We start from the raw sequence: 22,133 nt of genomic DNA on the forward strand, positions 1-22,133 counted from the left end.
TCCCACCAAACCCCTCATCCTGAGGTGCCGCGAAGCGGCCTCGAAGGATCTTCCAGATCCCGCGCGATCCCTGGAGGATCCTTCGAGGCCGACGCTGCGCGTCGGCACCTCAGGATGAGGTCGTGGGTGGGGGTGCCTCTCTCACAACCGCGCCAGCAACCGCTCCGCCAGCGGGTTCTCCGCCGCGAAGGCGTAATCGATCCGCCGCACCGTCACCGCCCGCGCCCCGGCCTGGACCAGGGCGTCGGAGAGGTCGAACACCGCGTCCACGGGACAGCGCATCACGATCTCGCCGTCGGCGCCGCGCGGGGCGCCGTAGGGCAACTCCGCCTCGTGCAGGCCGGCGATGGTCGCCAGATCGATCCCGCCGGTCTCGGGCAGGCCGGCGCGCACTTCACGGGTGGTGCGGGCGCGTTCCTCGGCCGCGATCCGGCCGAGCACGGTGCGCAAGGCGGCCCGCGCGGTCTCGCCCCAGGGCGCCTTCAGCGAGGCGACGAGGTTGGCCTCCGAGCGCAGCATCACCCCGTCGTCCAGAACCTTCAGCGCGTTGGCCGCGAGGGTGGTGCCGGTGGTGGTGATGTCGACGATGATCTCCGCCGAGCCCGCGGCCGGCGCACCCTCGGTCGCTCCCAGGCTCTCGACGATGCGGTAATCGGCAATCCCGGCTTCCGCGAAGTGACGGCGCGTCAGGTTCACGTATTTGGTGGCGATGCGCATCCGCCGGCCCTGGCGCAGGCGCATCTCGCTGGCGACCTCGTCGAGGTCGCTCATGGCCCGCACGTCGATCCAGGCCTGGGGCACCGCCACCACCACGCTGGCATGGCCGAAGCCGAGCGGCGTCAAAAGTTCGACGCTTGCGCCTGGGTCGGGCAGCATCTCGCGGATCAGATCCTCGCCGGTGACGCCGAGATGGGCGGCGCCGCTGGCGAGCTGGCCGGCGATCTCGGAGGCCGAGAGGTAGCGCACCTCGACGCCGGGCAGGCCCGCGAGCGTGCCGCGATACTCGCGCCCGCCCGCCTTCTGCACGAGCTTGAGCCCGGCGCGGGAGAAGAAGGCGCTGGCATTCTCCTGCAGCCGGCCCTTGGAGGGGACGGCGAGGACGAGGGGCCCATCGGTCACGCGACACCTCCTTCAGCGCTTCCGTCCGTACAGCGCGACAGCCAGAACGCGCAGCCCACCGCCGGCAGCGGCACCGGACTGCCGAGCTGCTGCAGCAGACCGTCGTAGCGACCGCCGCCGACCAGCGTCGGCCCTCCGCGCGCACCGGTCACCTCGAAGATGAAGCCGGTATAATAGTCGAGGTTGCGCGCGAACCCGCCGCTGAAGCGGAAGCGCTCGACCGCCAGGCCCCGCGCGGCCATGAAGCCGGTGCGCTCCTCGAACAGGGCGAGTGCGGCCTCCAGCCCCTCGTGGGCCAGCCCCGCCTCGCGGGCGAGCGCCCGCACCGCCGCCGCCGCGGCGTCGGGATCGCCGGAGATCGCGCAGTAGCGCTCGATCATCTCGCGGTTGCCCGCGTTGAGGCCGGCACCTCCGTGTGCCTGCGCCGATGCTTTGGCGAGGAAGCGCTCGGCGATGGCCCCGGCGCTGCGCCCGCCGACCTGCGAGATGCCGGCGATCGACAGCACGTCCTCGACGAAGGCGCGCACGGCGCCGGCATCCTGGCCCTGGATCGCCGCGAGGAGGCCGGCGTGGCGATCTTCCGTCTGCGCCGCGTTGGCGACTTCGTCGAGGGAGCGCCCGGCGGCGATGGCCCGCAGGGTCCGCCGCTTGGCGACCGGCGGCACGGCGAGCGCGTCGAGGAAGGCATGGGTCAGGCCCATATCGCCGAGCCGGACCGCGACGTCGGCGCGCCCGAGCAGGTCGAGCCCTTCGAGGGCAAGGCCGAGCACCTCCGCATCCGCCGCCGGGGTGTCGCTGCGCCCGATCGACTCGATGCCGCCCTGCACGAACTCGTCGGGCTCGCCCGCGGCGACCCGGAAGACCGGGCCGAGATAGCTGTAATCGGCGCTCTCACCCGGCCGCGTGGCCTGATGCAGGCGACAGACGGGAATCGTGAATTCCGGCCGCAGGCAGAGTTCGGCCCCGGTCACATCCTGCGTCACGAAGATGCGCCGCCGGATGTCCTCGCCCGACAATTCGAGGAAGGGCTCCACCGGCTGCAGCACGGGGGGCGAGGCGGGCACGTATCCGCAGGCGGAAAAATGCGCCGACAGCCGCACATGGCGCAACGCCTCCGCCCCGCTCGGGCCACCTGCCTCCGGTCTCGTCATCGTCTCGGATCCAGCTTGATTTCGGCCCCCATAGCAACCGCGTCACCGGTTGGCGACCGTGGAGAGGCATTTCCGAGCGGATCGGACTGCGTAAGGGCCGCTTCGCCTACCACACCAGACGCTCGATCACCGCGTCGGGCCGCACGGGCTGGCGGCCGAGCCATTCGGCGATGTCGCCGAGGCTGTGGTGCTCGGCCGTCACGCCGAGTTCTTCCGCGTGGATGCCGCGAGCCACCAGGATCGCCGGGATGCCGTAGCCGGCGGCGCCGGCGATGTCGGTGCGGATCGCGTCGCCCACCGCCACGGTGCGGCCCACCTCGGGCGCAGGCATGCGATCGAGCTCGCCGGCCATGGCGAGCGCCGTCTCGTAGACCGGCCGGTAGGGCTTGCCCGCGTAGACGACCGACCCACCGATGGCCTCGTAGGCCTGGGCGATCAGGCCGGCGCAGGGGATCAGCTTCTTGTCGCGCTCGACCACGAGATCGGGGTTGGCGCAGATCATCGGCACGTTTCGGCGACGGAACGCCGCCAGTGCTTCGCGGTAATCTTCCGCCGTCTCCGTATCATCGTCGAACAGGCCGGTGCAGACGATGCGCTGGGCGTCGTCGGCCGAGACCAGGGTGAGGTCGAGGCCGTCGAAGACCGGCGCGTCGCGCTCCGGCCCCAAGTGATACACCCGCTCGCCCGGATGCTCGGCGATCAGCCGCCGCGTCAGGTCGCCGGAGGTGAGGATCGCGTCGTAGGCTTCCCGCGGAACGCCGTAGCCGTCCAAGATTTTCTGCACGCCCTGCCACGGTCGGGGGGCGTTCGAGACCAGGATCACGCGGCGCGGGCGTGGGCCGGGCAGCCCCCGGAAGCGGATCAGCGCCTCGCCGGCCGCGACGTGGCCGCGGGTTCCGTCATGCAGCACACCCCACACGTCACACAGGATCAGGTCGTAGCGCTCGGCCACCGCCTCGAAGTGGCGCAGCGTCGGGACGGAGGGTGCAGTCATCGAAGGGTCCGGTCGGCGGTGAGAATGCGGGCTCTATAGCGGGGTTTGCGGACCGCTGAAGGCTGTAAACCTTCCCCGCAGAGGGCCGGGTTGCAACCCAGTTCAACTTCGCCGTCATTCCGGAGCCGCAGAGCGGAACCCGGAATCCACCCGTGATGCGGCGCGGAAGCATGGGGTCGAGGCCAGTCATGGATTCCGGGTTCGCTTATCAGCGCCCCGGAATGACGCGCGTCAGGCATCCTGGGCGCCACGTCCAGATCGCCCATGTCGCTGACCTGAGTTCGCAACCCCCTCCCAACGGGATTGCAGAAAAAGATCACCCCAAAAATCGCCCCACCAGCAGCCGCGCCAGATCCCGCGGTGGATCGGGGGTGAGCACGGCGAGCTTGCGCGAGGTCGAGAGCGAGGCGAGCCCGTGCAGGGCGGCCCAGAGGGCGGCCACCGCCCGGCGGCGCTCGTCCGGTTCGGCGATCAGCGGTGCCAGAACCCTGTCCACGAGCCCGACCGGCTCGGCCAGGGCGGCGGCGTACCAGTCCGGAAACGGCTGATCCGGTGCGGCGAGGTGCTCGAACAGCAGGCTCCAGACCCGCGGGTCGGCGGCGACGAAGACGAGGTAGGCGTCGGCCAGCGCCAAAGCGTTGTCCCGTGCCGCCCGTTTCGGATCGATCACCGCCTCCAGGGCCGCGTGCAGGCGGGCGAGCGTGCGGGCATTGACACGCAGCACCACCTGATCGAGGTCGCCCACGGCGTTGTAGATCGAGTTCGGCGCGTAGCCGATCGCCGCCGCCAGCCGCCGCATGCCGAGCGCGCGAAAGCCCTCGTTGCGCACGAGGCTCTCCGCCGTGCCCGCCACGAGAGCGATGAAGCCCTCGCGATCGTGCTCGCCCCTCGGACCGGTGCCGCGCGTCTTTCCCGCCAATTCAACGCCTCGCTGCTTGGGGGCACTCGCCACCGTGCGGGCCCGCACCCGACGTCGGGGTTAGATTGCACGATGTTCAAAATCAAGCTTGCGCGGCTTTCGGCCCCGTTTAATTTGAACACCGTGCAAAAAGCGGATTTGACGCCTAAGCCGTCGGCAGGCAGTCATGCCCGGAGCCGGGAGAGACCACGATGTTCCGCACACTGATGACGACGCGACGCTTCGCGCCGCTGTTCTGGTGCCAGTTCTTCTCCGCCTTCAATGACAATTTCCTCAAGAACGCGCTCGCCCTGCTGATCCTGTTCCAGGTCAGCGCCCAGGGCGAGAGTTCGGGCGGGGTGCTGGTGACGCTGGCCAGCGCGGTGTTCATCGGCCCGTTCTTCATCCTCTCGGGCCTCGGCGGTCAGATGGCCGACCGCTACGACAAGGCGCTGCTGGCCAAGCGGCTGAAGTTCGCAGAGATCTTCGCGGCCCTGCTCTCGGTGCTCGGCTTCTGGCTGCACTCGGTGCCGCTGCTGTTCGGGGCGCTCGGCCTGTTCGGAATCATCGCGGCGCTGTTCGGGCCGATCAAGTACGGCATCCTGCCCGACCACCTGAAGCGCGAGGAGCTGACCGCCGGCAACGCGCTGGTCGAGGCCGCGACCTTCCTGGCCATCCTGCTCGGTACCATCACCGCCGGGCTTGCCATGGCGATGGGGGGCCACGCGCTCGGGCTCGGTGCCGGGCTGATGGGCATGGCGGTCCTGTGCTGGCTCGCCGCGCGGATGATCCCGGCCACCGGCGAGGGCGCGCCGGATCTCCACGTCGACCGCAACGTCGCCCGCTCCACCGCCGAGCTCCTGCGCGATCTGTGGTCCGACACGCGGCTGTGGCGCGGCTCGGTGATCGTGAGCTGGTTCTGGCTCGTCGGCGTCGTCATCCTCTCGCTGCTGCCGGTGCTGGTGCGCCAGACCCTGAACGGCACCGAGATCGTCGCCACCACCCTGCTGGCGATCTTCTCCGTCGGCATCGCGGTCGGCTCCGGCCTCGCATCGTGGCTGGCCAGCGGGCGCATCGTGCTGCTGCCGACGCCGGTCGGCGCGGTGCTGATGGGCCTGTTCGGACTCGATCTCGCCTGGACGGTCTCGCACCTGCCCCCGCCCGCGGGCGAGCCGATCGGTGCGCTCGCTTTCATCACCAGCGGCCACGGCCTGCGCATCGCCACCGACTTCTTCGGGATCGCCGTGGCCGGCGGGCTCTACGTCGTGCCCTCGTTTGCCGCCGTGCAGGCCTGGACCGAGAAGGCCAAGCGCGCCCGCGTCATCGGCGCGGTCAACGTGCTCACCGCCGCCTTCATGGTCGGCGGAACGCTCGCCCTCGCCGTGCTCCAGGGCCTGGGCCTCAGCATGGCCCAGCTTCTCGGCCTCGTGGCGGTGCTCAACCTGATCGTCGGCGCGGTGATCCTCGTGACCCTGCCGACGAACCCCCTGCGCGACGCCCTCTCGATCCTGTTCCGTGCCTTCTACCGCCTGGAGGTGAAGGGCCTGGAGAATGTCGAGAAGGCGGGCCCGAACGCGATCATCGCCCTCAACCACGTCTCCTTCCTCGACGCGCCGCTGGCGCTCTCGCTCCTCGACCAGGAGCCGGTCTTCGCCATCGATCACGGCATCGCGCAGCGCTGGTGGGTGAAGCCGTTCCTCAAGGTGACGAAGGCGATGCCGCTCGACCCGACGCGGCCGCTCGCCACCCGCACGCTGATCAACGCGGTCAAGAGTGGCGAGACGCTGATCATCTTCCCCGAGGGCCGGCTCACCGTCACCGGCAGCCTGATGAAGGTCTATGACGGCGCGGGGCTCATCGCCGACAAGTCCGGCGCCATGGTCGTGCCGGTGAAGATCGATGGGCCGGAGCGCACGATCTTCTCGCGCCTGAAGCGCGATCAGGTCCGCCGCGCGTGGTGGCCGAAGGTGACGGTGACGATCATGCCGCCGGTGCGCCTCCACGTCGATCCAGAACTCAAGGGCAAGAACCGCCGTCGCGCCGCCGGTGCCGCGCTCTACGACATCATGTCGGACCTCGTGTTCGAGACTGCCGATATCGAGCGCGGCGTCTTCTCCGCGCTGATCGAGGCGGGCCAGCTCCACGGCTGGCGGCGCACGGCGCTGGAAGATCCGGTGACGGGCACGATGAGCTATGCGCGCCTCGTGATGGGCGCCAACATCCTCGGCCGCAAGCTCCAGGCGCTGCTGCCGGATGCGAAGAAGCCGGTCGGGTTGATGCTGCCCAACGCCAACGGCGCGGCGGTGACGTTCTTCGCGCTGGCCAGCGCCGGCCGCGTGCCGGCGATGATCAACTTCTCCGCCGGCCCCGCCGCGGTGCTCTCGGCCTGCCGGGCGGCGCAGGTCGACACCATCCTCACCTCGCGCGCCTTCATTGAGAAGGGGCGCCTCGGCACCCTGATCGAGGGCGTCCAGGGGACGATCCGCCTGATCTACCTGGAGGACGTGCGGGCGGGTGTCACCACGGGCGACAAGATCCGCGGTTTCTTGAGCCCCCGGCGGCCGCTCGTCGCGCGAAAAGGGACCGACCCAGCGGCGATCCTGTTCACCTCAGGCTCGGAGGGCACGCCGAAGGGCGTGGTGCTCGCCAACCGGGCGATGCTCGCCAACACGGCGCAGGTCGCCGCCCGCATCGATTTCGGGCCGCGCGACAAGGTGTTCAACGTGCTGCCGGTCTTCCACGCCTTCGGGCTGACGGCGGGGCTGGTGCTGCCGCTGATCTCGGGCGTGCCGGTCTACCTCTATCCGTCGCCGCTGCACTACCGGATCGTGCCCGAACTCATCTACGGCACCAACGCCACGGTCCTGTTCGGCACCGACACCTTCCTCACCGGCTACGCCAAGATGGCCCATTCCTACGACCTGCGGAGCCTCCGCTACGTCGTGGCCGGCGCCGAGCCGGTGAAGCAGGCGACCCGCAAGACTTGGGCGGAAAAGTTCGGCCTTCGCATCCTGGAGGGCTACGGCGTCACCGAGTGCGGGCCGGTGCTTGCCCTCAACACGCCGATGTTCAACCGCTTCGGCACCGTCGGCCGGCTGCTGCCGGGGATCGAGTCGCGGCTCGAACCAGTGCCCGGTATCGACGAGGGCGGACGCCTCGCGGTGCGCGGCCCCAACATCATGCTCGGCTACCTGCGCGCGGAGAATCCCGGCGTGCTCGAGCCGCCGCCTGACGGCTGGTACGACACCGGCGACATCGTCGCCTTCGACGCCGACGGCTTCGTCACGATCAAGGGCCGGGCCAAGCGCTTCGCCAAGATCGCCGGCGAGATGGTGTCGCTGGCCAGCGTCGAGGCGCTCGCCTCCGAACTCTGGCCCGACACGCCGAGCGCGGTGGCCGCCGTGCCCGATGCCCGCAAGGGCGAGCGCCTGATCCTGTTCACTGAGGCCAAAGGCGCGACGCGGGCCGCCTACCAGAGCCACGCCAAGGGCCGAGGCGCGGCCGACGTCGCCATTCCCGCCGAGGTGGTCGTCGTCGAGGCGCTGCCGATGCTCGGCACCGGCAAGATCGATCAGGTAAGCGTGACGAAGCTCGCGCGGGAGCGGGCGGCGACGGCGGAAGCCGCGTGAGAATCGGGATGCGCGGCCGCTCCCCTTCGCTCCTCTCATCCTGAGAGGCTGCCGGAGCGGCCTCGAAGGATCTTCCGGATCCCGCGCGATTTCGGGATGATCCTTCAAGAGCGACGTTTCGCGCTGCCACCTCAGGCTGAGGGTGAGGACAGGAAGCGGCCTCTGCTCATCCTTCGCGCAGTGACCACTCGGTCATAGCGGCAATCCGTCTTCGCCGTAGAGGAAATCCTGGCTGCGGCCACCGTCCGGTCCAGCGAGCGTTGTCACGGCGGCGGAACGCCGAGCCTCGTCCAGCACGGCCCGCCGTGCTCGGCGATCCGGCGCAGGCTGGATCGGTTCGATACGTGCGACGGGCTGCCCCTCCCGCGTGAGGACGATGGTCTCGCCCGCTTGGGCGCGCCGAACAAGATCCCGTAACCGATCCTCGGCATCCGCCACGGAAACGCGCATTGGCTCCTCCTGTCGCAGCGCTCCGGTCTCGACCGCACGGAAGTCGAACTTAAACCATTCTTGACCCTATCCTCGGCCGCCTCACCATACGCTGGTCCGTTGCCGATGCCCCTCTCTCGCCGCCGCTTCCTCGCCTCCTCGCTCGGCCTCGCCATCGCCGGCCCGGCCGCCGCGCAGAGCTACGGCCAGACCTTCAAGGTCGAGAACGACGAGGGCCGGCCGGTGACCAACATGCGGCTGCCCGGCGAGATCACCGGGCAGATCCAGGAATTGCGCGGCGTCACCTATGTCGGGCCCCGCGAGGCCGAGGTGACCCTCTACGAGTTCTTCGATTACAACTGCCCGTGGTGCCGCAAGGCCGCCGCCGACGTCACCGCGCTCGCGGGCAGCGATCCCGCCCTGCGCATCGGTCTCGTCCACAACCCGATCCTGTCGCCGATGTCGGCCCAGGCCGCCAAGGTCTCGCTCGCGGTGCAGCGCAAGTTCGGCTCGGCGGCGGCCTTCGCCTTCTATGGCCAGTTGCTGTCGACCAAGGGTCAGATCGACGGGCTCAAGGCGCTGGATATTGCCGCCAAGACCAGCGCCAAGGCCGGCGTGTCGCGCGCTGAACTCGAACAGATCGCCGACAGCGACGAGGTGCGCGAGGCGATGCGCGCGCATATGAACGTCGCGGCCAATCTCGGGCTTTCCGCCACGCCCTCCTACGTCCTCGGCAATACCGGCGTGCTCGGCCATCCCGGCGTGAAGTCTTTGGCGAAGATGATCGCAGCGGTGCGGCGCTGCGATCAGATCGCCTGCGGGTAGACCTGCCTTAGGCGCCGCCGATGAGGATGCCCGTCGCGAGCACGAGGCCGCCGCCGAGCACGATCTGGAAGGCCGCCCGCAGGAAGGGCGTCTCCATGTAGCGGTTCTGGATCCAGACGATGGCCCAGAGCTCGACGAAGACCACGGCGAAGGCAATGCTCGTCGCCAGCCAGAAATTCGGGATCAGGTAGGGCAGCGCGTGGCCGAGGCCGCCGATCGCCGTCATCATGCCGGAGGCGAGGCCGCGCTTGAGCGGCGAGCCGCGTCCGGAGATCTTGCCGTCGTCGTGGGCGGCTTCCGTGAAGCCCATCGAGATGCCGGCGCCGAGCGAGGCGGAGAGGCCGACGAGGAAGGTCGTCCACGGATTCTGCGTGGCGAACGCCGTGGCGAAGATCGGGGCGAGCGTCGAGACCGAGCCGTCCATGAGGCCGGCGAGCCCCGGCTGGACCCAGGTCAGAACGAATTGGCGGTGGGCGACCGCATCCTCCGCGTCGCGGCCGGCCCCGTCCAGATGCTGTTCGCTCAGCGCCTCGGCCGTGCGCTCGTGCGCGCTCTCCGCCGCGGCGAGGTCGCCGAGCAGGGCCCGCGTGTCGGCGTCGGTCGAGCGCCGGGCGGCGGCGAGGTAGAAGTCGCGCGCCTGCCGCTCCATCGCGGCGGCCTCCTCGCGGACGCGGTCGAGCCCGAGATTGCGCATCAGCCAGAGCGGCTTGCGGGCATAATAGCCGGCGATGTGCTCGCGCCGGATCGGGAGGATGAAGTCGCCGAAGCGCGCCTTGTAACGCGCGATCAGACGGCGTCGGTGCTCGTCCTCGGCCTCCGCCATCGCGTCGAACAGGGCGGCGGAATGGGGATAGTCGGCGCGCAGGCGTGCCGCGTAGGCGCGGTAGATCTGGCCGTCCTCCTCCTCGGAGCCGATGGCGAGGGCCAGGATCTCCTGCTCGCTGAGATCGTCGAACCGTTTCCGGCCGCCGAGCGTCAGCATCGAGAGACGGCTCATCATCGGTGTGTCGACCTCCAGGGAGGGCGCATCGCAGCAGGTCTGAGTGACCTCACCCCTCCTGCTCCTGCAGCAGCCGGTACTCGCGGCCGTGGCGGCAATAGCCCTCGACGATGTGGCTCATCAGCGCGCGCTTCTTCGCATCGAGCGCGCCGAGGATGCGCGCGGGCCGCCCGCCCCAGAGATGGCCGCCCTCCAGCAACTGGCCCGGATCGGTGGTCGAGCCGCCGGCCAGCATCACGTCGTCGGCCACCACCGTGCCCGGTGCGAGCACGGAGCCGATGCCGATGAGGGAGCGGGCGCCGATCCGGCAATCGGCCATGCGCACATTGTGGCCGATGGTGGTGTCGCGCCCGATCACCACGCCCTCGCCGCGGCTGCGGATCACGGTGTTGTCCTGGATGTTGGTGTCGGCGCCGACCACGATCGGGCCGACCTCGGCAGCGAGTTCGCAGGAGAACAGCACCGTCACCCCGGCGCCGAGCGCGATGCGGCCGGAGAGCCGGGCGGTGCGGGCCACGAACACACTGGCGTCGGTCTCCGGCGGCTCGGCCGGCGCGGGCTGGTTCGCCGTCTCGCCCGAAGCCTCGCGCAGGCGCTCGGCCCGCTCGGCGAGTTCCTCCGGCGTGACGGGGCGCAATCGCTTGGCCGGGTTGCCGCCATAGGCGAAGCCGCTCTCGAGGTTCGAGCGGGGGAAGATCGTCGCGCCCGCCTCGATCAGCACGTTGTCGCCGACAATCGCTCCGTCGAGGATGATGGCGTCGTCCTCGATCACCACGTCCGAGCCGACGGTGCAGGCATGCACCACCGCGTTGCGGCCGACCGTGACCCGGTCGCCGATATGGGTCGGCAGCGATTCGGTGGCGATGTGGACGGTGGAGCGGGCGCCGAGCCAGAAGCGGTCGCCCGCGGTGATCGGCTGGCCGTCGCTGCGGATCACGCTGTCGTCCCCGAGCCAGGCCTGGGACCCGAGGGTGGCAGTGCCGATCACCGTGCTGGCGCGCCCGCACCAGACGGGGCGGCTGGCGAAGACGGGCAGGATGCCGTCATGGGGCAGGATCAGGTCGGGCGTCACGTCGCGGCTCGCTGTTCTTCGAAACGGCGCCGGTGGCGCGGTCCTCTTCTTGAGCCATATAGGCCCACGGGCAAATGGAGTAACGGGCCGGCGTGAAAACGCTCGCCGCACCATGCCTGCCCGCGTACGCGTTCCCGAAGAGGCGATCATGACGGTCAGCATCCAGTCCGAGCCCTTCGACACCGCCGCCGAGATCGCCCGGATCGAGGCGGAACTGGCGGGGCGGGCGGGCGCGGTCGTGACCTTTTCCGGCCTGTGCCGCGACGAGGCGGGCCGGCTCGCGGCGCTGGAACTGGAGCATTACCCCGGCATGGCCGAGGCCGAGATCGCCCGCGTGGTCGAGGAGGCGCGCGCGCGCTGGCCGGTCCAGGCCCTGCGGGTGATCCACCGCCACGGGCTGGTGCGGCCGGGCGAGGGCATCGTCCTCGTCGTCACCGCCTCACCCCATCGCAAGGCCGCCTTCGCGGCGGCCGATTTCCTGATGGACTACCTCAAGACCCGCGCGCCCTTCTGGAAGCGCGAGCACCTCGCCGACGGCACCACCGGCGGCTGGGTCGAGGCGACGGAGGCCGATGCCGCCGCCGCGCAGGCTTGGACGTGAACATCTGGGCCTGAACGATCGATCGTCCCGGGCCAGCCGCCTCACACGAACCGCGAACGGATTCCCGACCTCATGACGGCTCCCCCTTTCAGCCCGCCGGCCGACCCGCCCGGCGCACGGCGCCTCGCGGTCGCCGGCATCGCGGTCGTGGCGTTCGCCGCTGCGCTCTGGCTCGCCTGGACCGCGGCGGCGACGCTGCTGCTGATCTTTTCCGGCATCCTGTTCGCCGTCTTCCTCGACGGGCTCACCCGCGGTCTCGGCCACGTGCTGCCGATCGGGCGGGGCTGGCGCCTTGCTCTCGCCTGCCTCGTGCTCGCCGCCCTCGCGCTGGGTCTCACGGCCTTCGGCGGCGCCACCGTGGCAAGCCAAGCGCGCGACCTCGGCACCACGGTGCGCCAGCAATCGGAGACCGTGCGCGATTGGCTGAAGGAGCGCGGCATTGAGATCGACCTGTCTCAAGCGACCCCGGCGCCCCAGGGTGCCGGTGCCGAGTCCGGTCAGGGCGAGAAGGACGAGGGCCAAGCTGGAAAGAGCCAGGACGGAAAGAGCCAGGACGGAAAGGGACAGAAGCAGGGCGGTCTCGCGGGCCTCGCCTCGGGCGCCCTGAAGAGCCCCGGCTCGCTCCTCTCGGATGCCGGCAACGTGCTCGGCCCGGCCACGACCGTGGTGATCGCGCTGTTCAACGCGCTCGGCAACGTGCTCGTGATCATCTTCCTCGGTGTCGCGATCGCTGCCGATCCGGGGAGCTACCGCGACGGCGCCCTGCGGCTCGTGCCCCGGCGCCGCCGCGAGAAAGCCGCGCGCGTCCTCGACGGGTCGGGCGAGACCCTGCGGCACTGGCTGTTCGGCCAACTCGTGACCATGGCGGCGATCTTCGTGCTGACCTGGGTGGGCCTCAGCTTCCTCGGCATCGGCGGCGCGCTGATCCTCGGGCTCCAGGCCGGCCTGCTCGCCTTCGTGCCGACGATCGGGCCGCTGATCGCGGGCGTGGTGATCCTGCTGAGCAGCCTCGCCTCCGGGCTGAACGGCTTGCTCGGCGCGCTCGGCGTCTACCTCGCGGTGCAGACGGCGGAGAGCTACGGACTGACGCCGTTCATCCAGCGGCGCGCCCTCGACCTGCCGGCGGCGACGATCTTCGCCGGCCAGCTCCTGTTCGGCGTGCTGTTCGGCCTGTGGGGCGTGGCGCTCGCCCTGCCGCTCGTGGCGGTGATCAAGGTGCTGCTGGACGAGCTTTACATCGAGGACGGCGCGGAGGGAGCCTGACGCGATGTCCCGCTGATCGCTTCGGGACAAGTGGTATGTCCCTCTCCCCGCGTGCGGGGAGAGGGGAACCAACGGCTTCCGAAATGATCATCAGGAAACCGTTCGATCGTCTGATCCGACCGCCTTACGGCGCCATGTCCTTCTTACGGCGCCATGTCCTTACGGCGCCATGTCGGGGACCGGCTTGACCGTACCCATCTCGGCCGCGGGGGTCGGCTGGGCCGGAGTGCCGATCTGCGGCGGCGGGGTGAGCTGCAACTGCTCGCTGGTATAGGCGAGCTCCTGGTAGACCCGGTGCGGATCGTCGTTCAGCTTGGTGCCGTAGCTCGGCACGATCTGGCGGATCTTCGCCTGCCATTCCGGGCTGGCGACCTGCTTGGCAAACACCTTCTCCAGCACGTTCAGCATGATCGGCGGGGCGGTGGAGGCGCCCGGCGAGGCGCCGAGCAGCGCGGCGATGCTGCCGTCCTTGGCCGACACCACCTCGGTGCCGAGCTTCAGGACACCGCCCTTCTCCGCGTCGCGCTTGATGATCTGCACGCGCTGGCCGGCCTGGACGAGGCGCCACTCGTCCTTCTTCGCGTCGGGGAAGTACTCGCGCAGGGCCTGGTAGCGGTCCTCGTCGGACAGCATCACCTGGCCGGCGAGGTACTCGATCAGCGGGTACTGCTCCACGCCGACGCGGACCATCGGCCAGACGTTGCTGGTGGTGGTCGAGGTCAGCAGGTCGAAATACGAGCCCTCCTTCAGGAACTTGGTCGAGAAGGTCGCGAACGGTCCGAACAGGATCACGCGCTTGCCGTCGAGCACGCGGGTGTCGAGGTGCGGCACCGACATCGGCGGCGAGCCGACCGAGGCCTTGCCGTAGGCCTTGGCGAGGTGGCGCATCGCCACCTCCGTGTTCTCGGTGACGAGGAACGAGCCGCCGACGGGAAAGCCGGCATAGTCGTCAGCCTCGGGGATGCCGGTGGCCTGGAGCAGGTGCAGGGCGCCGCCGCCCGCGCCGATGAACACGAACTTGACATCGACCGTGGACCGGCTGCCGTCCTTCAGGTTCTTCGACGTGACGCGCCACGTGTACCCGTCCTTGCCGTCCTTGATGCGCTCGAAGCTCTCGACCTCAGTCGAGAGGCGCAGGTCGAATTTCGGCTGGCTCTTCAGGGAGGCGATGTACTGACGGGTGACCTCACCCCACTCGCAATCGGTGCCGAGCGGCGACCACGTGGCGGCGACCTTCTGCTTCGGGTCGCGCCCCTCCATCATCAGGGGGACCCATTTCTTGAGCTGCTCGGGGTCGGTCGAGAACTCCATTCCGGCAAAGAGCGGGCTGGCTTTCAGCGCCTCGTAGCGCTTGCGCAGGTAGGTGATGTTGTCGTCGCCCCAGACGAAGCTCATGTGGGGCGTGGAATTGATGAAGCTGCGCGGGTTCTTGAGCACGCCCTGCCGGACCTGCCAGGCCATGAACTGGCGGGTGACCTGGAAGGCCTCGTTGATCTCGACGGCCTTCTTGATCTGGATGTTCCCCTTGGAATCCTCCGGCGTGTAGTTGAGCTCGGCGAGGGCCGAGTGGCCGGTACCGGCATTGTTCCAGCCGTTGGAGCTTTCCAGCGCCACGCCGTCGAGCCGCTCGACCATCTCCAGCGACCAGTCGGGCTCGAGTTCGCGCAGCCAGACGCCGAGCGTCGCGCTCATGATGCCGCCGCCGATCAGCAGGACATCGACCTTGCGGGCCTCGCCCGCGGCGAGCAGGGGCGACGCCGGCAGAGCGGTTGCGGCCAGACCGGCCAGGGCGCCGCCGAGGACTTGACGCCGGTTCATCGGCATTGGGCTATGTTGCACATTGGCGGAGCGAATGTGCATTTTATCGTCAGCGTTCATTTTATTTTACGCGCCGCTCAAAAATTTATTGGTCCCGTGGGTGCGCTACAACAGGATTGGGCCAGCCACAATCCGGTGATTACATGGCTGCCATGCCCTGAAAACTTGAACAGGGACGGCGGATTGTCAGGCCTCACGGGAGAGATCGTTCGGCCCCGCCCGGGCCTGAATCAAGGGCGACCTGAGATGACTGGCGCTCCTCTCTTGGAAACGTCAGCGTGCGGCCGAGCGCTCGACCCGCCGCACGCTGGCGAGAATGGAACGGGCCGCTTCGTGCCGGACCGCGCCGGTCTCGCAGGTCTTGCAGATCGCTCCGAGATAGCGGCCGTCGACCACCGTCTCGGCGAACAGGCCCGACTTGAAGCGCGGCGCCGCCTCGGTCTCGACCGCGATCCAGTCGCGGGCGCCGAACCGCTCCGGCCCGAGCGGTTTGCGGATCGAGGCGCTCGCGCTCGTGCTCTTCAGGACCGCGCGCAGGCGGACATAGCGGGAGAGCGGCGTGGCGTGGAGGCCGGCGAGGCGGGCGGCGTCGTCCTCGCCCTCGACCGCCTTCGGGCGCAGGCGAAGCGTGCAGGCCTCCCGCGTGCGGGCGCAGGCCGGGGTCTCGCATACGATCCGCACCACGCGCCGTCCGGAGGCATCACCGGGATCCCCGCCCGCCTCCTCCAGCACCCAGCCCGGCGGCAGATCGAGCCGGAAGCCCTGATCCAGGCGCAGCGTGATCGGGCCCGCCGGGGTATCCGCCGGGTCCGTGCTCACATCCGGTGCCGGTTCCTCGGTCGAGTCCGGCATCTCTTCGGCCCAGGCCGGGGTGAAGGCGGATAAGCCGGCCAACAGGTAGGAGGCGAGAAGGGCCGCGCGCAGGCGGTGGGCGGACGCATCGGTCATCGGGCGCGTGTCTCCGCTGGGATGTGGCGTTCGGCGAGAGCCTCGACGCGGGCGCGCGCCTCCGGCTCGAAGATCCGCAGCGGCACGGGCAGCACCTCGTCCCAGCGCATCGGCAGGATCATCAGGTCGCCGACGCGCTCGCGCCCGCGGAACAGCGGCCAGCCGAGATGCGCGCGGGCGCCGTCCTTCGCGGTGGTGATGCCGGATTCGTCGATCACGATCTCGGCCGCGCCGGGCGGCGCCTCGGCCTCGAGCTGACGGGCGAGATCGCCAGCGAACCAGCGGCTCGCGCGGGGATGGACCGCGAAGAACCCCACGATCACCGCCGCGGTGAAGGCGGCGGGCTTCCAGACGTCGTTCGCGACCATCTCGGCGAAGAGCGGCAGCGCGTCGGCGAGCGGCACCCGGTAGGGATCGACCGCCCAGAGCATCATCAGCAGGGCCGGATAGAGCAGGGTCAGGCCAACGAGCCACGCGGCGGCGCCGGTGAGCCGGGCGCGGCGGGCCCAGGGATTGCCGAGGCTGCGCAGGATGAGCGGCACCCGTTCGTCGGCCGTCAGGCGCATCGTCGCGCGCAAAGCCTCGGGCCCGGCGGCCGGTTCGGCCGGCGGCAGTGCGGGAGCGGGTCGGCCGGCGCAGGCCTGGACCCAGCGCCGGATGCCCGCGATCGTCTCCGGGCTCAGAGACGCCTTGGGCAGGACGATCGGGACCTCGCCGATCTCCGTCGGCAGGAAGAGGTGGTGCCGGTCCTCCCCGAGCGCGCCGATGTGCGGCCAGGGCACGAAGCTCGTGAGATCCGGCGCGGTCTGGGTCAGCCCGGCGCCGTCGAGCCGGTAGCGCACTGGCACGGGGCTCGGATCGTGGCCGTCGCCGCCCGGCGGCCCCATCAGGGCCCGCACCCGGCGGCGGGCAAACCAGGGGTGGAGCGCGTAAGTCGCAAGCAGAGCGAGCGTGATCAGTCCGAGATAAGCGGCGAGCGGCAGCGGATCGAAGCCGGACAGGTCGCGCCAGAATGCGGACAGGGTGCGGCGCCCGCCCGCCGTCGCCCAGCCGGAGACCGCGCCGAGCAGGATGAGAAACCACACCACCGGCAGGCCGAGCGTGAGGATGCGCCGCCGCTGCGCCGCGAGCGGCTCCCGCTGCGCGTAGAGGTTGCCGGTGATCCGGTCCGCGAAGGTGAGCGGCGCCTCGAAGGTGAGCGGCGCCTCCGGAACGGGCGGGCGGCCGGAAATGGAGGGGACGACGGACAGGGGTGGACCTCGTGGGCTGGAGCGCTCTCGGGCGAAGCGGATGCCGGTTCAGCGGCGCGCGCATCGAACCGGGACTGGGGAGCCGCCGCCGATTGCCGGATGACGCCTGGCAGGGTTGGCAGTTGCATTGTGAATCGCATTACCCGCGCTACATGCGCGCGCATGCCGATCCGACATTCGCTCCCCTCGCTCCGCCGCCTCCGAACCGGGTGGCCGGCCGGGGCGCTGCTCTGGGCGGGGGCAGCCGTGGCCACCCCGGAGGCGCCGCCCACTGCGGCGAAACCCGATCCGATCAGGATCCCCATCGGTGACACGGTGCATGGGGTCCGCCTCGACGCGCTCCAGCGCTTCGGGGCGACCCCGCTGCCCGAGATCTGCGGCGGGCCGCCGGAGACGGAGACGATGCAGGCCTTCCTGCTCACCCTGATCTGCGACGCCGAGCAGGGGAAGACGACCGAGAACGGCAGCGGGGCGCCGACGCCGGGCGAGGCCGCCCTGATGCTCGCGGCGGACCGGCTCGACGCGTTGAAGGATCGGCCCGCCGCAGAGCGCGAGACGCCGCTGCGGGCGGTGAACGGGCTGATCCTCGCCGGTCTGCGCCGCGGCGAAGGCCGGCTGCTTGAATCCCTGGCCAGCCGCTTCTCCGACTTTGGCGAAGAGGCCCGCGACAGCACTCCTTTCGCCATTGCCGGCGAACTCCTGCTGGCCCAGACCGCGTTCTGCGACGCGGCCGACGGGCATTGCCGCGCCGGGGCCGAGACCGCTTCGGCGGATGAGTTCGTGCAGGCCGGCCGCTGGCACAACGACGTCGATCAACTGCGGCGGGCCGGCGAGATGGCGGAGCGGGCCGAGCGCGGCGAGGGGCCGGAACCCCGCCAGCTCGACGAAAGAGGGTTGTTCAAGGCCCGCAACGCGGCCGGCGCCGCCTACAGCTACGCCGCCGCCTTCGCCGAACCGGCGGAGCGCCGGCCCTTTATGGAGCGATCGGTGGCGGCCTACGAGCGGGCGCTGCCGAGCGCGGAGGCGCAGGCGCCGTCCTTCGCCTCGGCACGGCTGTGGCACAATCTCGGCGCGGCCTATGTCGACCGCGCGGCGCTGACCCGGAACCTGAACGATTTCGAGCGTGGCGTTGCTCTCTACGAGCGGGCGATCCCGCTTTTCGATCCCCGGGACGACCGGCGGGCCCTGGCCCGCGCCCGCTCCAATATGGGCCGCGCCCGCAGCCGGATCGCGACGCGCAAGCGCGACCTTGCGATCCATGACCGGGCGGTGGCCGACCAGCGCGCGGCGATCAAGGGCTACGAGGCGGCCTCCGAGACGTTCGACGCCGCCTTCGCCCGCTACCGGCTGGCGCAGGATCTTTTCGACCGGGCGAAGACCGCCGACGGTCTCGCCCGCGACCTCGCGGCGAGCCGGGCCGGCGACGCGGCGCTGCGGCGCGACGTGCTGATCCGGATCGCCGCGGAGAGTCGCGAGCAGGCGCTGGCCCGGACCGCGCAGGCCGTGCCGGTGCTCGAACGGGCGGGCGCGACGCAGTATCTCGAATGGGCGCGGGAGCTCGAAGCGGAGATCCGCGCCGCTGAACCCAGAACCGGGTCTGAGACGAAGTGAGCGGCGGGCGGGTGGCGCCGGCGCCATCTCAGCCTTCTTGGGCAGCCGGGACCGCGGCGATGCCGGCGCCCGCGGCCCAGGCGTTGAGATCCTGCTTGCGGATCGCCGCCGCCATCATGTCGGGGAAGAGGTCGGGCGTGCAGGCGAAGGCGGGCACGCCGAGCGCCGCGAGCCGCGCGGCGAGCCCCCGGTCGTAGGCCGGCGCGCCCTCGTCGGAGAGCGCCAGGAGCGCCACCACCTGCACACCTGCGCCAACGAGGCGCTGCGCCTGCGCCAGCAGCCCGGCCTCGACTCCGCCCTCGTAGAGATCGGAGATCAGCACAAGCACCGTGTCCTCGGGCCGGGTAATGCGCGAGGCGCAGTAGCCGACCGCCCGGTTGATGTCGGTGCCGCCGCCGAGCTGGACCGAGAACAGCACCTCGACCGGATCGTCCATCTCATCCGAGAGATCGACCACCTCGGTGTCGAACACCACGAGCCGGGTCGAGACGGCGGGCAGCGAGGCCATCACCGCCCCGAAGATGAATGAGTAGACCACCGAGTTGGCCATCGAGCCCGACTGGTCGATGCACAGGATCACGTCTTTGAGCGATCCGCGGCTCTTTCGCCCGTGGCCGAGGCGGGTTTCCGGGATGATGGTGCGGTACTCCGCCTGATAATGGCGCAGGTTCGCCCGGATGGTGCGGTTCCAGTCGATCTCGGCGTGGCGCGGGCGGCGGTTGATGCTGGCGCGATCGATCGCCCCGGTCACCGCCTGCCGCAGCGGCTCCTCAAGCCGCTTCATCAGCGCGTCCACCACCTTGCGCACCACGAGGCGGGCTGTCTCCTTGGTGCGCCCGCCGAGCAGGCCGCGCATGGAGATCAGGGTCGAGACGAGGGAGACGTCGGGCTGGACCGCCTCCAGCATCTCCGGCTCGGTCAGCATCCGCTTGAGGTCGAGCCGCTCGAAGGCGTCGCGCTGCATCACCTGCACCACAGAGGCCGGAAAGTAGTCGCGGATGTCGCCGAGCCAGCGCGGCACGGAGGGGGCGGAGGCACCGAGGCCCCCTTTGCGGTCGGAATCGTAGAGGGCGCCCATCGCCCGGTCGAGCCGCCCGTCCCGCTCGCTCAGGCTGCAGCCGGTGCCCTCGGCCGCCCCGCCGCCGAGGACGAGGCGCCAACGGCGCAGGCGTTCCGTCTCGCTCACGGCTTCGCTCATGCGGCGTCTCCGGTGGTTTCGCCCGCGGTTCGGGCCGGCTCGGGGCCGAGCAGCAGGCGCAGGAGCGGCAGCACCTTGGCCGCGCGCCCCGCGTCGAAGCCGTGAGACCCTTCCGCTGCGCCCGGCGACGCGCCGCCCGGCCGGGCCAGTGCCTCGCCGACTGTCCGGCGCTCCGCCGGCGCCAGGGTCGCGAAGGTGCGGCGCACCAGCGGCAGCAGCTCGATGAACAGGGCCTCGTCGAGGCCGCAGAGCCACTCGTCGACCACCGTGAGCAACTCGCGCCCGTGGATCAGCACGGTGCCGCTGTCTTCGAGAAAACCTTCGATCCAGGCGGCGGCCGGCCCTGCGCCCGAGGCCCGCGAGAGGGCGAGCCGCAGCCGCTCGCCGGCCTCGGTGGCCGTAATGGCGCGGTCATCGAACAGCAGGCGCACGGCGCGGCCGACGACGCGGCCGTGGACGTGCTCTTGATCGGCCAACGCCCGCAGCGCCTCCCGCCACACCGCCTTCAGCTCCGGCTCCTCGATCAGCGCGACCGCGCCGGAGACGGCGACGATGCGCGCCTTGGCGGCGGCCGCCGCGTCGTCGTCGAGGCTCTGGCAGGCGGCGACCAGCCCGGCGGCGGCCCGCGGCACGAGGCCCCGCACCACGGCGAGGACCGGTTCGGTGTCGGAGGAGCGCACGGAGCCGTAGCGGGCGAGTTCGGCGAGCGCGGGCAGCGCGTCCATCAGGTCGAACACGTCGGCCGAGACTGCGGCGCGGTCGTTGAGCGCGCGGATCACCTCCGCCGTGGCGTCAGCCAGATCGGCGTCGAGGAGCGTGCCGATCAGGCCGGAAAGGTCGGCGACGCGGGTCGCCTCGCGAGCCCGCACCCGCACCCGGCCGGCGGCGGCCTCGGCCACCGTGCCGCCCTCGGCGGAGGCCGCCACCAGCTCCACCACCCATTCCGGCTGCCAAGCGAGGAACCACGCCTCCTTGAAGGTGCCGCGCCCGCGCGCCTCGCGCCGCTCCCCCCACGGGATGCCGATCAGGGTGAGCCGGTTGAGGAAATGGCTGCGGGCGAGATCCGTTTCTTTCCGCAGGTCGAGGGTGATCTCGCCGGCGGACGCGCCGGGCTTCAGGCGCAGGCGCTTGCACTGGGCCGCGAAATCCGTCTCGACCGGCGTGCCGGGGCTGTCCGGCGGGGTGGCGCCGAGGCGCTCGCCGATGACGAGCTTGCGCCGGATCAGCCCCATCGGCGCCGGATCGGCGAAGCAGAGCGTGGCCTGTGCGGCCTCATCGAGATCGTCGAGGGAGGGCCGGGACCGGCCGCGAAACCCCGCCAGCGCCTCGGCGAGCCGGGCCGCCTCGATCACCGAGGCCGGCGAGGCGTCGAGATCGTTCTCGCGCAGCAGCGCGGCCGCCCGCGCCAGCCAGCGGGCAGCCACCCGACCCTCGTGGTGCCACAGGGTGTCGTACCATTCCGGCGAGAGCACCCCGGCGCGGTAGCCGGAGGCGAAGGCCAGCCTCTCGTAGGACCAGGGCGCCCAGGCGGCGGCGACCTTGGTCTTGGGCAGGTTTTTGAGCGTCGCAGCGTCGGCGGTCGCTTGACCCTTGACGTCGTGGCGGGCGAGCGCCGGCACGTGCCACGCGCCGCAGATCACGGCGATGCGGTCGAACCCCTCCTTGGCCGCCTTCCGGATCACGCTGCGCATATGCGCCTCGCGCGCCTCCTCGCGGAAGGCGTCGTCGGGGTCGGGCTCGGCGCCCTCGCGTAGCGCTCCCATCGCCTCGCCGATCGCGGCGAAGACGTCGCCGTCAGCGCCCGCGCGGCTCTCGACCAGGGCGTCCCACCAGCGCTCTCCGTCCGGGTAACCGGCGAGCGCGGCGAGTTCGCCGAGCGGGTCGCGCCGGATCGCGGCTTTCGCCGGATCGGGCCCGTGCTCGGACGGCGCTTCGGCCGCCTCGCAAACCGGCTCCGCATCGATCGGCGCGGCCTCGGGTGAGGTGTTCGGCACGCCGAAACCGTCGGCGAGCTGGTTCGCGTGCGGCAGGTCGATGAAGCGCACATTCGCGCCGGCCGCGATGCCATGGCGCATCGCTACCCATTCCGGCGAGAACGCCGCGAAAGGGAAGAAGGCGCAGTCGCGGGGCCGGTCGGGCCGATAGACCAGGAGCGCGACGGGGGGCGCCATGCCCTCCCGCACGGCAAGCGGGATCAGCGCGTCGGCGTCCGGCGGACCCTCGATCAGCAGGCAGTCGGGGGTGAAGGCTTCGAGTGCCGCCCGGAGCGAGCGGGCCGAGCCGGGGCCGTGGTGGCGGATGCCGAAGAGACGGATGTCGGACATCGT

The 22,133-nt window shown here is 70.8% G+C and carries 17 protein-coding genes; 5 read left to right on the top strand and 12 right to left on the bottom strand.

Annotation, left to right across the window (positions count from 1 at the left end):
* Window positions 1-141: 141 nt before the first annotated feature.
* The 4 genes from hisG to LPC10_RS07980 form a co-directional block, all read right to left on the bottom strand.
* Window positions 142-1,119, bottom strand: a complete 978-nt coding sequence (gene hisG / locus LPC10_RS07965; protein ID WP_231346213.1) for an ATP phosphoribosyltransferase — start codon at window positions 1,117-1,119, stop codon at window positions 142-144.
* A complete protein-coding gene (locus LPC10_RS07970; protein ID WP_231346214.1) occupies window positions 1,116-2,270 on the bottom strand; it encodes an ATP phosphoribosyltransferase regulatory subunit in 1,155 nt (384 codons plus the stop codon). The genes hisG and LPC10_RS07970 overlap by 4 nt, the downstream gene beginning before the upstream one ends.
* 106 nt (window positions 2,271-2,376) lie before the next feature.
* Window positions 2,377-3,264, bottom strand: coding sequence for a TIGR01459 family HAD-type hydrolase (locus LPC10_RS07975; protein WP_231346215.1), 888 nt, complete (start codon window positions 3,262-3,264; stop codon window positions 2,377-2,379).
* Window positions 3,265-3,580: 316 nt separating this feature from the next.
* On the bottom strand, window positions 3,581-4,093 hold the full coding sequence (locus tag LPC10_RS07980) for a TetR/AcrR family transcriptional regulator (protein ID WP_231346990.1): 513 nt from the start codon (window positions 4,091-4,093) through the stop codon (window positions 3,581-3,583).
* Window positions 4,094-4,374: 281 nt separating this feature from the next.
* Here LPC10_RS07980 and LPC10_RS07985 point away from each other — a divergent pair, with 281 nt between their 5' ends.
* Window positions 4,375-7,791: an acyl-[ACP]--phospholipid O-acyltransferase gene (locus LPC10_RS07985; RefSeq protein ID WP_231346216.1), complete on the top strand. Its 3,417-nt coding sequence runs from the start codon at window positions 4,375-4,377 to the stop codon at window positions 7,789-7,791.
* 192 nt (window positions 7,792-7,983) lie between these two features.
* Here the strand turns inward: LPC10_RS07985 and LPC10_RS07990 are convergent, their stop codons facing one another.
* On the bottom strand, window positions 7,984-8,241 hold the full coding sequence (locus LPC10_RS07990) for a type II toxin-antitoxin system Phd/YefM family antitoxin (protein ID WP_231346217.1): 258 nt from the start codon (window positions 8,239-8,241) through the stop codon (window positions 7,984-7,986).
* A gap of 105 nt (window positions 8,242-8,346) precedes the next feature.
* On the opposite strand from LPC10_RS07990, the gene LPC10_RS07995 reads away from it, so the two are divergent.
* Entirely contained in the window at window positions 8,347-9,045 is a 699-nt protein-coding gene (locus tag LPC10_RS07995) for a DsbA family protein (protein WP_231346218.1), read from the top strand.
* A 7-nt stretch (window positions 9,046-9,052) separates the two neighbouring features.
* On the opposite strand, the gene mbfA is transcribed toward LPC10_RS07995, so the two are convergent.
* On the bottom strand, window positions 9,053-10,045 hold the full coding sequence (mbfA, locus tag LPC10_RS08000) for an iron exporter MbfA (RefSeq protein WP_231346219.1): 993 nt from the start codon (window positions 10,043-10,045) through the stop codon (window positions 9,053-9,055).
* A 49-nt stretch (window positions 10,046-10,094) separates the two neighbouring features.
* Window positions 10,095-11,117: a gamma carbonic anhydrase family protein gene (locus tag LPC10_RS08005; protein WP_231346220.1), complete on the bottom strand. Its 1,023-nt coding sequence runs from the start codon at window positions 11,115-11,117 to the stop codon at window positions 10,095-10,097.
* A gap of 148 nt (window positions 11,118-11,265) precedes the next feature.
* Between LPC10_RS08005 and LPC10_RS08010 the strand changes: the two genes are divergently transcribed.
* The gene (locus tag LPC10_RS08010; RefSeq protein WP_108939489.1) at window positions 11,266-11,718 is read left to right on the top strand and encodes a molybdenum cofactor biosynthesis protein MoaE; all 453 of its coding nucleotides are present in this window, start codon (window positions 11,266-11,268) and stop codon (window positions 11,716-11,718) included.
* Window positions 11,719-11,790: 72 nt separating this feature from the next.
* Entirely contained in the window at window positions 11,791-12,981 is a 1,191-nt protein-coding gene (locus LPC10_RS08015; protein WP_231346221.1) for an AI-2E family transporter, read from the top strand.
* A 159-nt stretch (window positions 12,982-13,140) separates the two neighbouring features.
* Here the strand turns inward: LPC10_RS08015 and mqo are convergent, their stop codons facing one another.
* The 3 genes from mqo to LPC10_RS08030 all read right to left on the bottom strand — a co-directional run bounded on the left by mqo (window position 13,141) and on the right by LPC10_RS08030 (window position 16,835).
* Window positions 13,141-14,805, bottom strand: coding sequence for a malate dehydrogenase (quinone) (mqo, locus tag LPC10_RS08020; protein WP_231346991.1), 1,665 nt, complete (start codon window positions 14,803-14,805; stop codon window positions 13,141-13,143).
* 267 nt (window positions 14,806-15,072) lie between these two features.
* Window positions 15,073-15,747, bottom strand: a complete 675-nt coding sequence (locus LPC10_RS08025) for a hypothetical protein (protein ID WP_231346222.1) — start codon at window positions 15,745-15,747, stop codon at window positions 15,073-15,075.
* The gene (locus tag LPC10_RS08030; protein ID WP_231346223.1) at window positions 15,744-16,835 is read right to left on the bottom strand and encodes a hypothetical protein; all 1,092 of its coding nucleotides are present in this window, start codon (window positions 16,833-16,835) and stop codon (window positions 15,744-15,746) included. The genes LPC10_RS08025 and LPC10_RS08030 overlap by 4 nt, the downstream gene beginning before the upstream one ends.
* A 408-nt stretch (window positions 16,836-17,243) precedes the next feature.
* Here LPC10_RS08030 and LPC10_RS08035 point away from each other — a divergent pair, with 408 nt between their 5' ends.
* Window positions 17,244-18,608 carry a hypothetical protein gene (locus tag LPC10_RS08035; protein WP_231346224.1) on the top strand — a complete coding sequence of 455 codons (1,365 nt, stop codon included), beginning with the start codon at window positions 17,244-17,246 and terminating at the stop codon, window positions 18,606-18,608.
* Window positions 18,609-18,636: 28 nt separating this feature from the next.
* On the opposite strand, the gene LPC10_RS08040 is transcribed toward LPC10_RS08035, so the two are convergent.
* Window positions 18,637-19,806 (bottom strand): VWA domain-containing protein, encoded by a 1,170-nt coding sequence (locus LPC10_RS08040; RefSeq protein ID WP_231346225.1) that lies wholly within the window; start codon window positions 19,804-19,806, stop codon window positions 18,637-18,639.
* On the bottom strand, window positions 19,803-22,130 hold the full coding sequence (locus LPC10_RS08045; RefSeq protein ID WP_231346226.1) for a DUF5682 family protein: 2,328 nt from the start codon (window positions 22,128-22,130) through the stop codon (window positions 19,803-19,805). The genes LPC10_RS08040 and LPC10_RS08045 overlap by 4 nt, the downstream gene beginning before the upstream one ends.
* Window positions 22,131-22,133 lie beyond the last annotated feature (3 nt).

It is taken from the genome of Methylorubrum sp. B1-46, assembly GCF_021117295.1.
Taxonomy (GTDB): domain Bacteria; phylum Pseudomonadota; class Alphaproteobacteria; order Rhizobiales; family Beijerinckiaceae; genus Methylobacterium.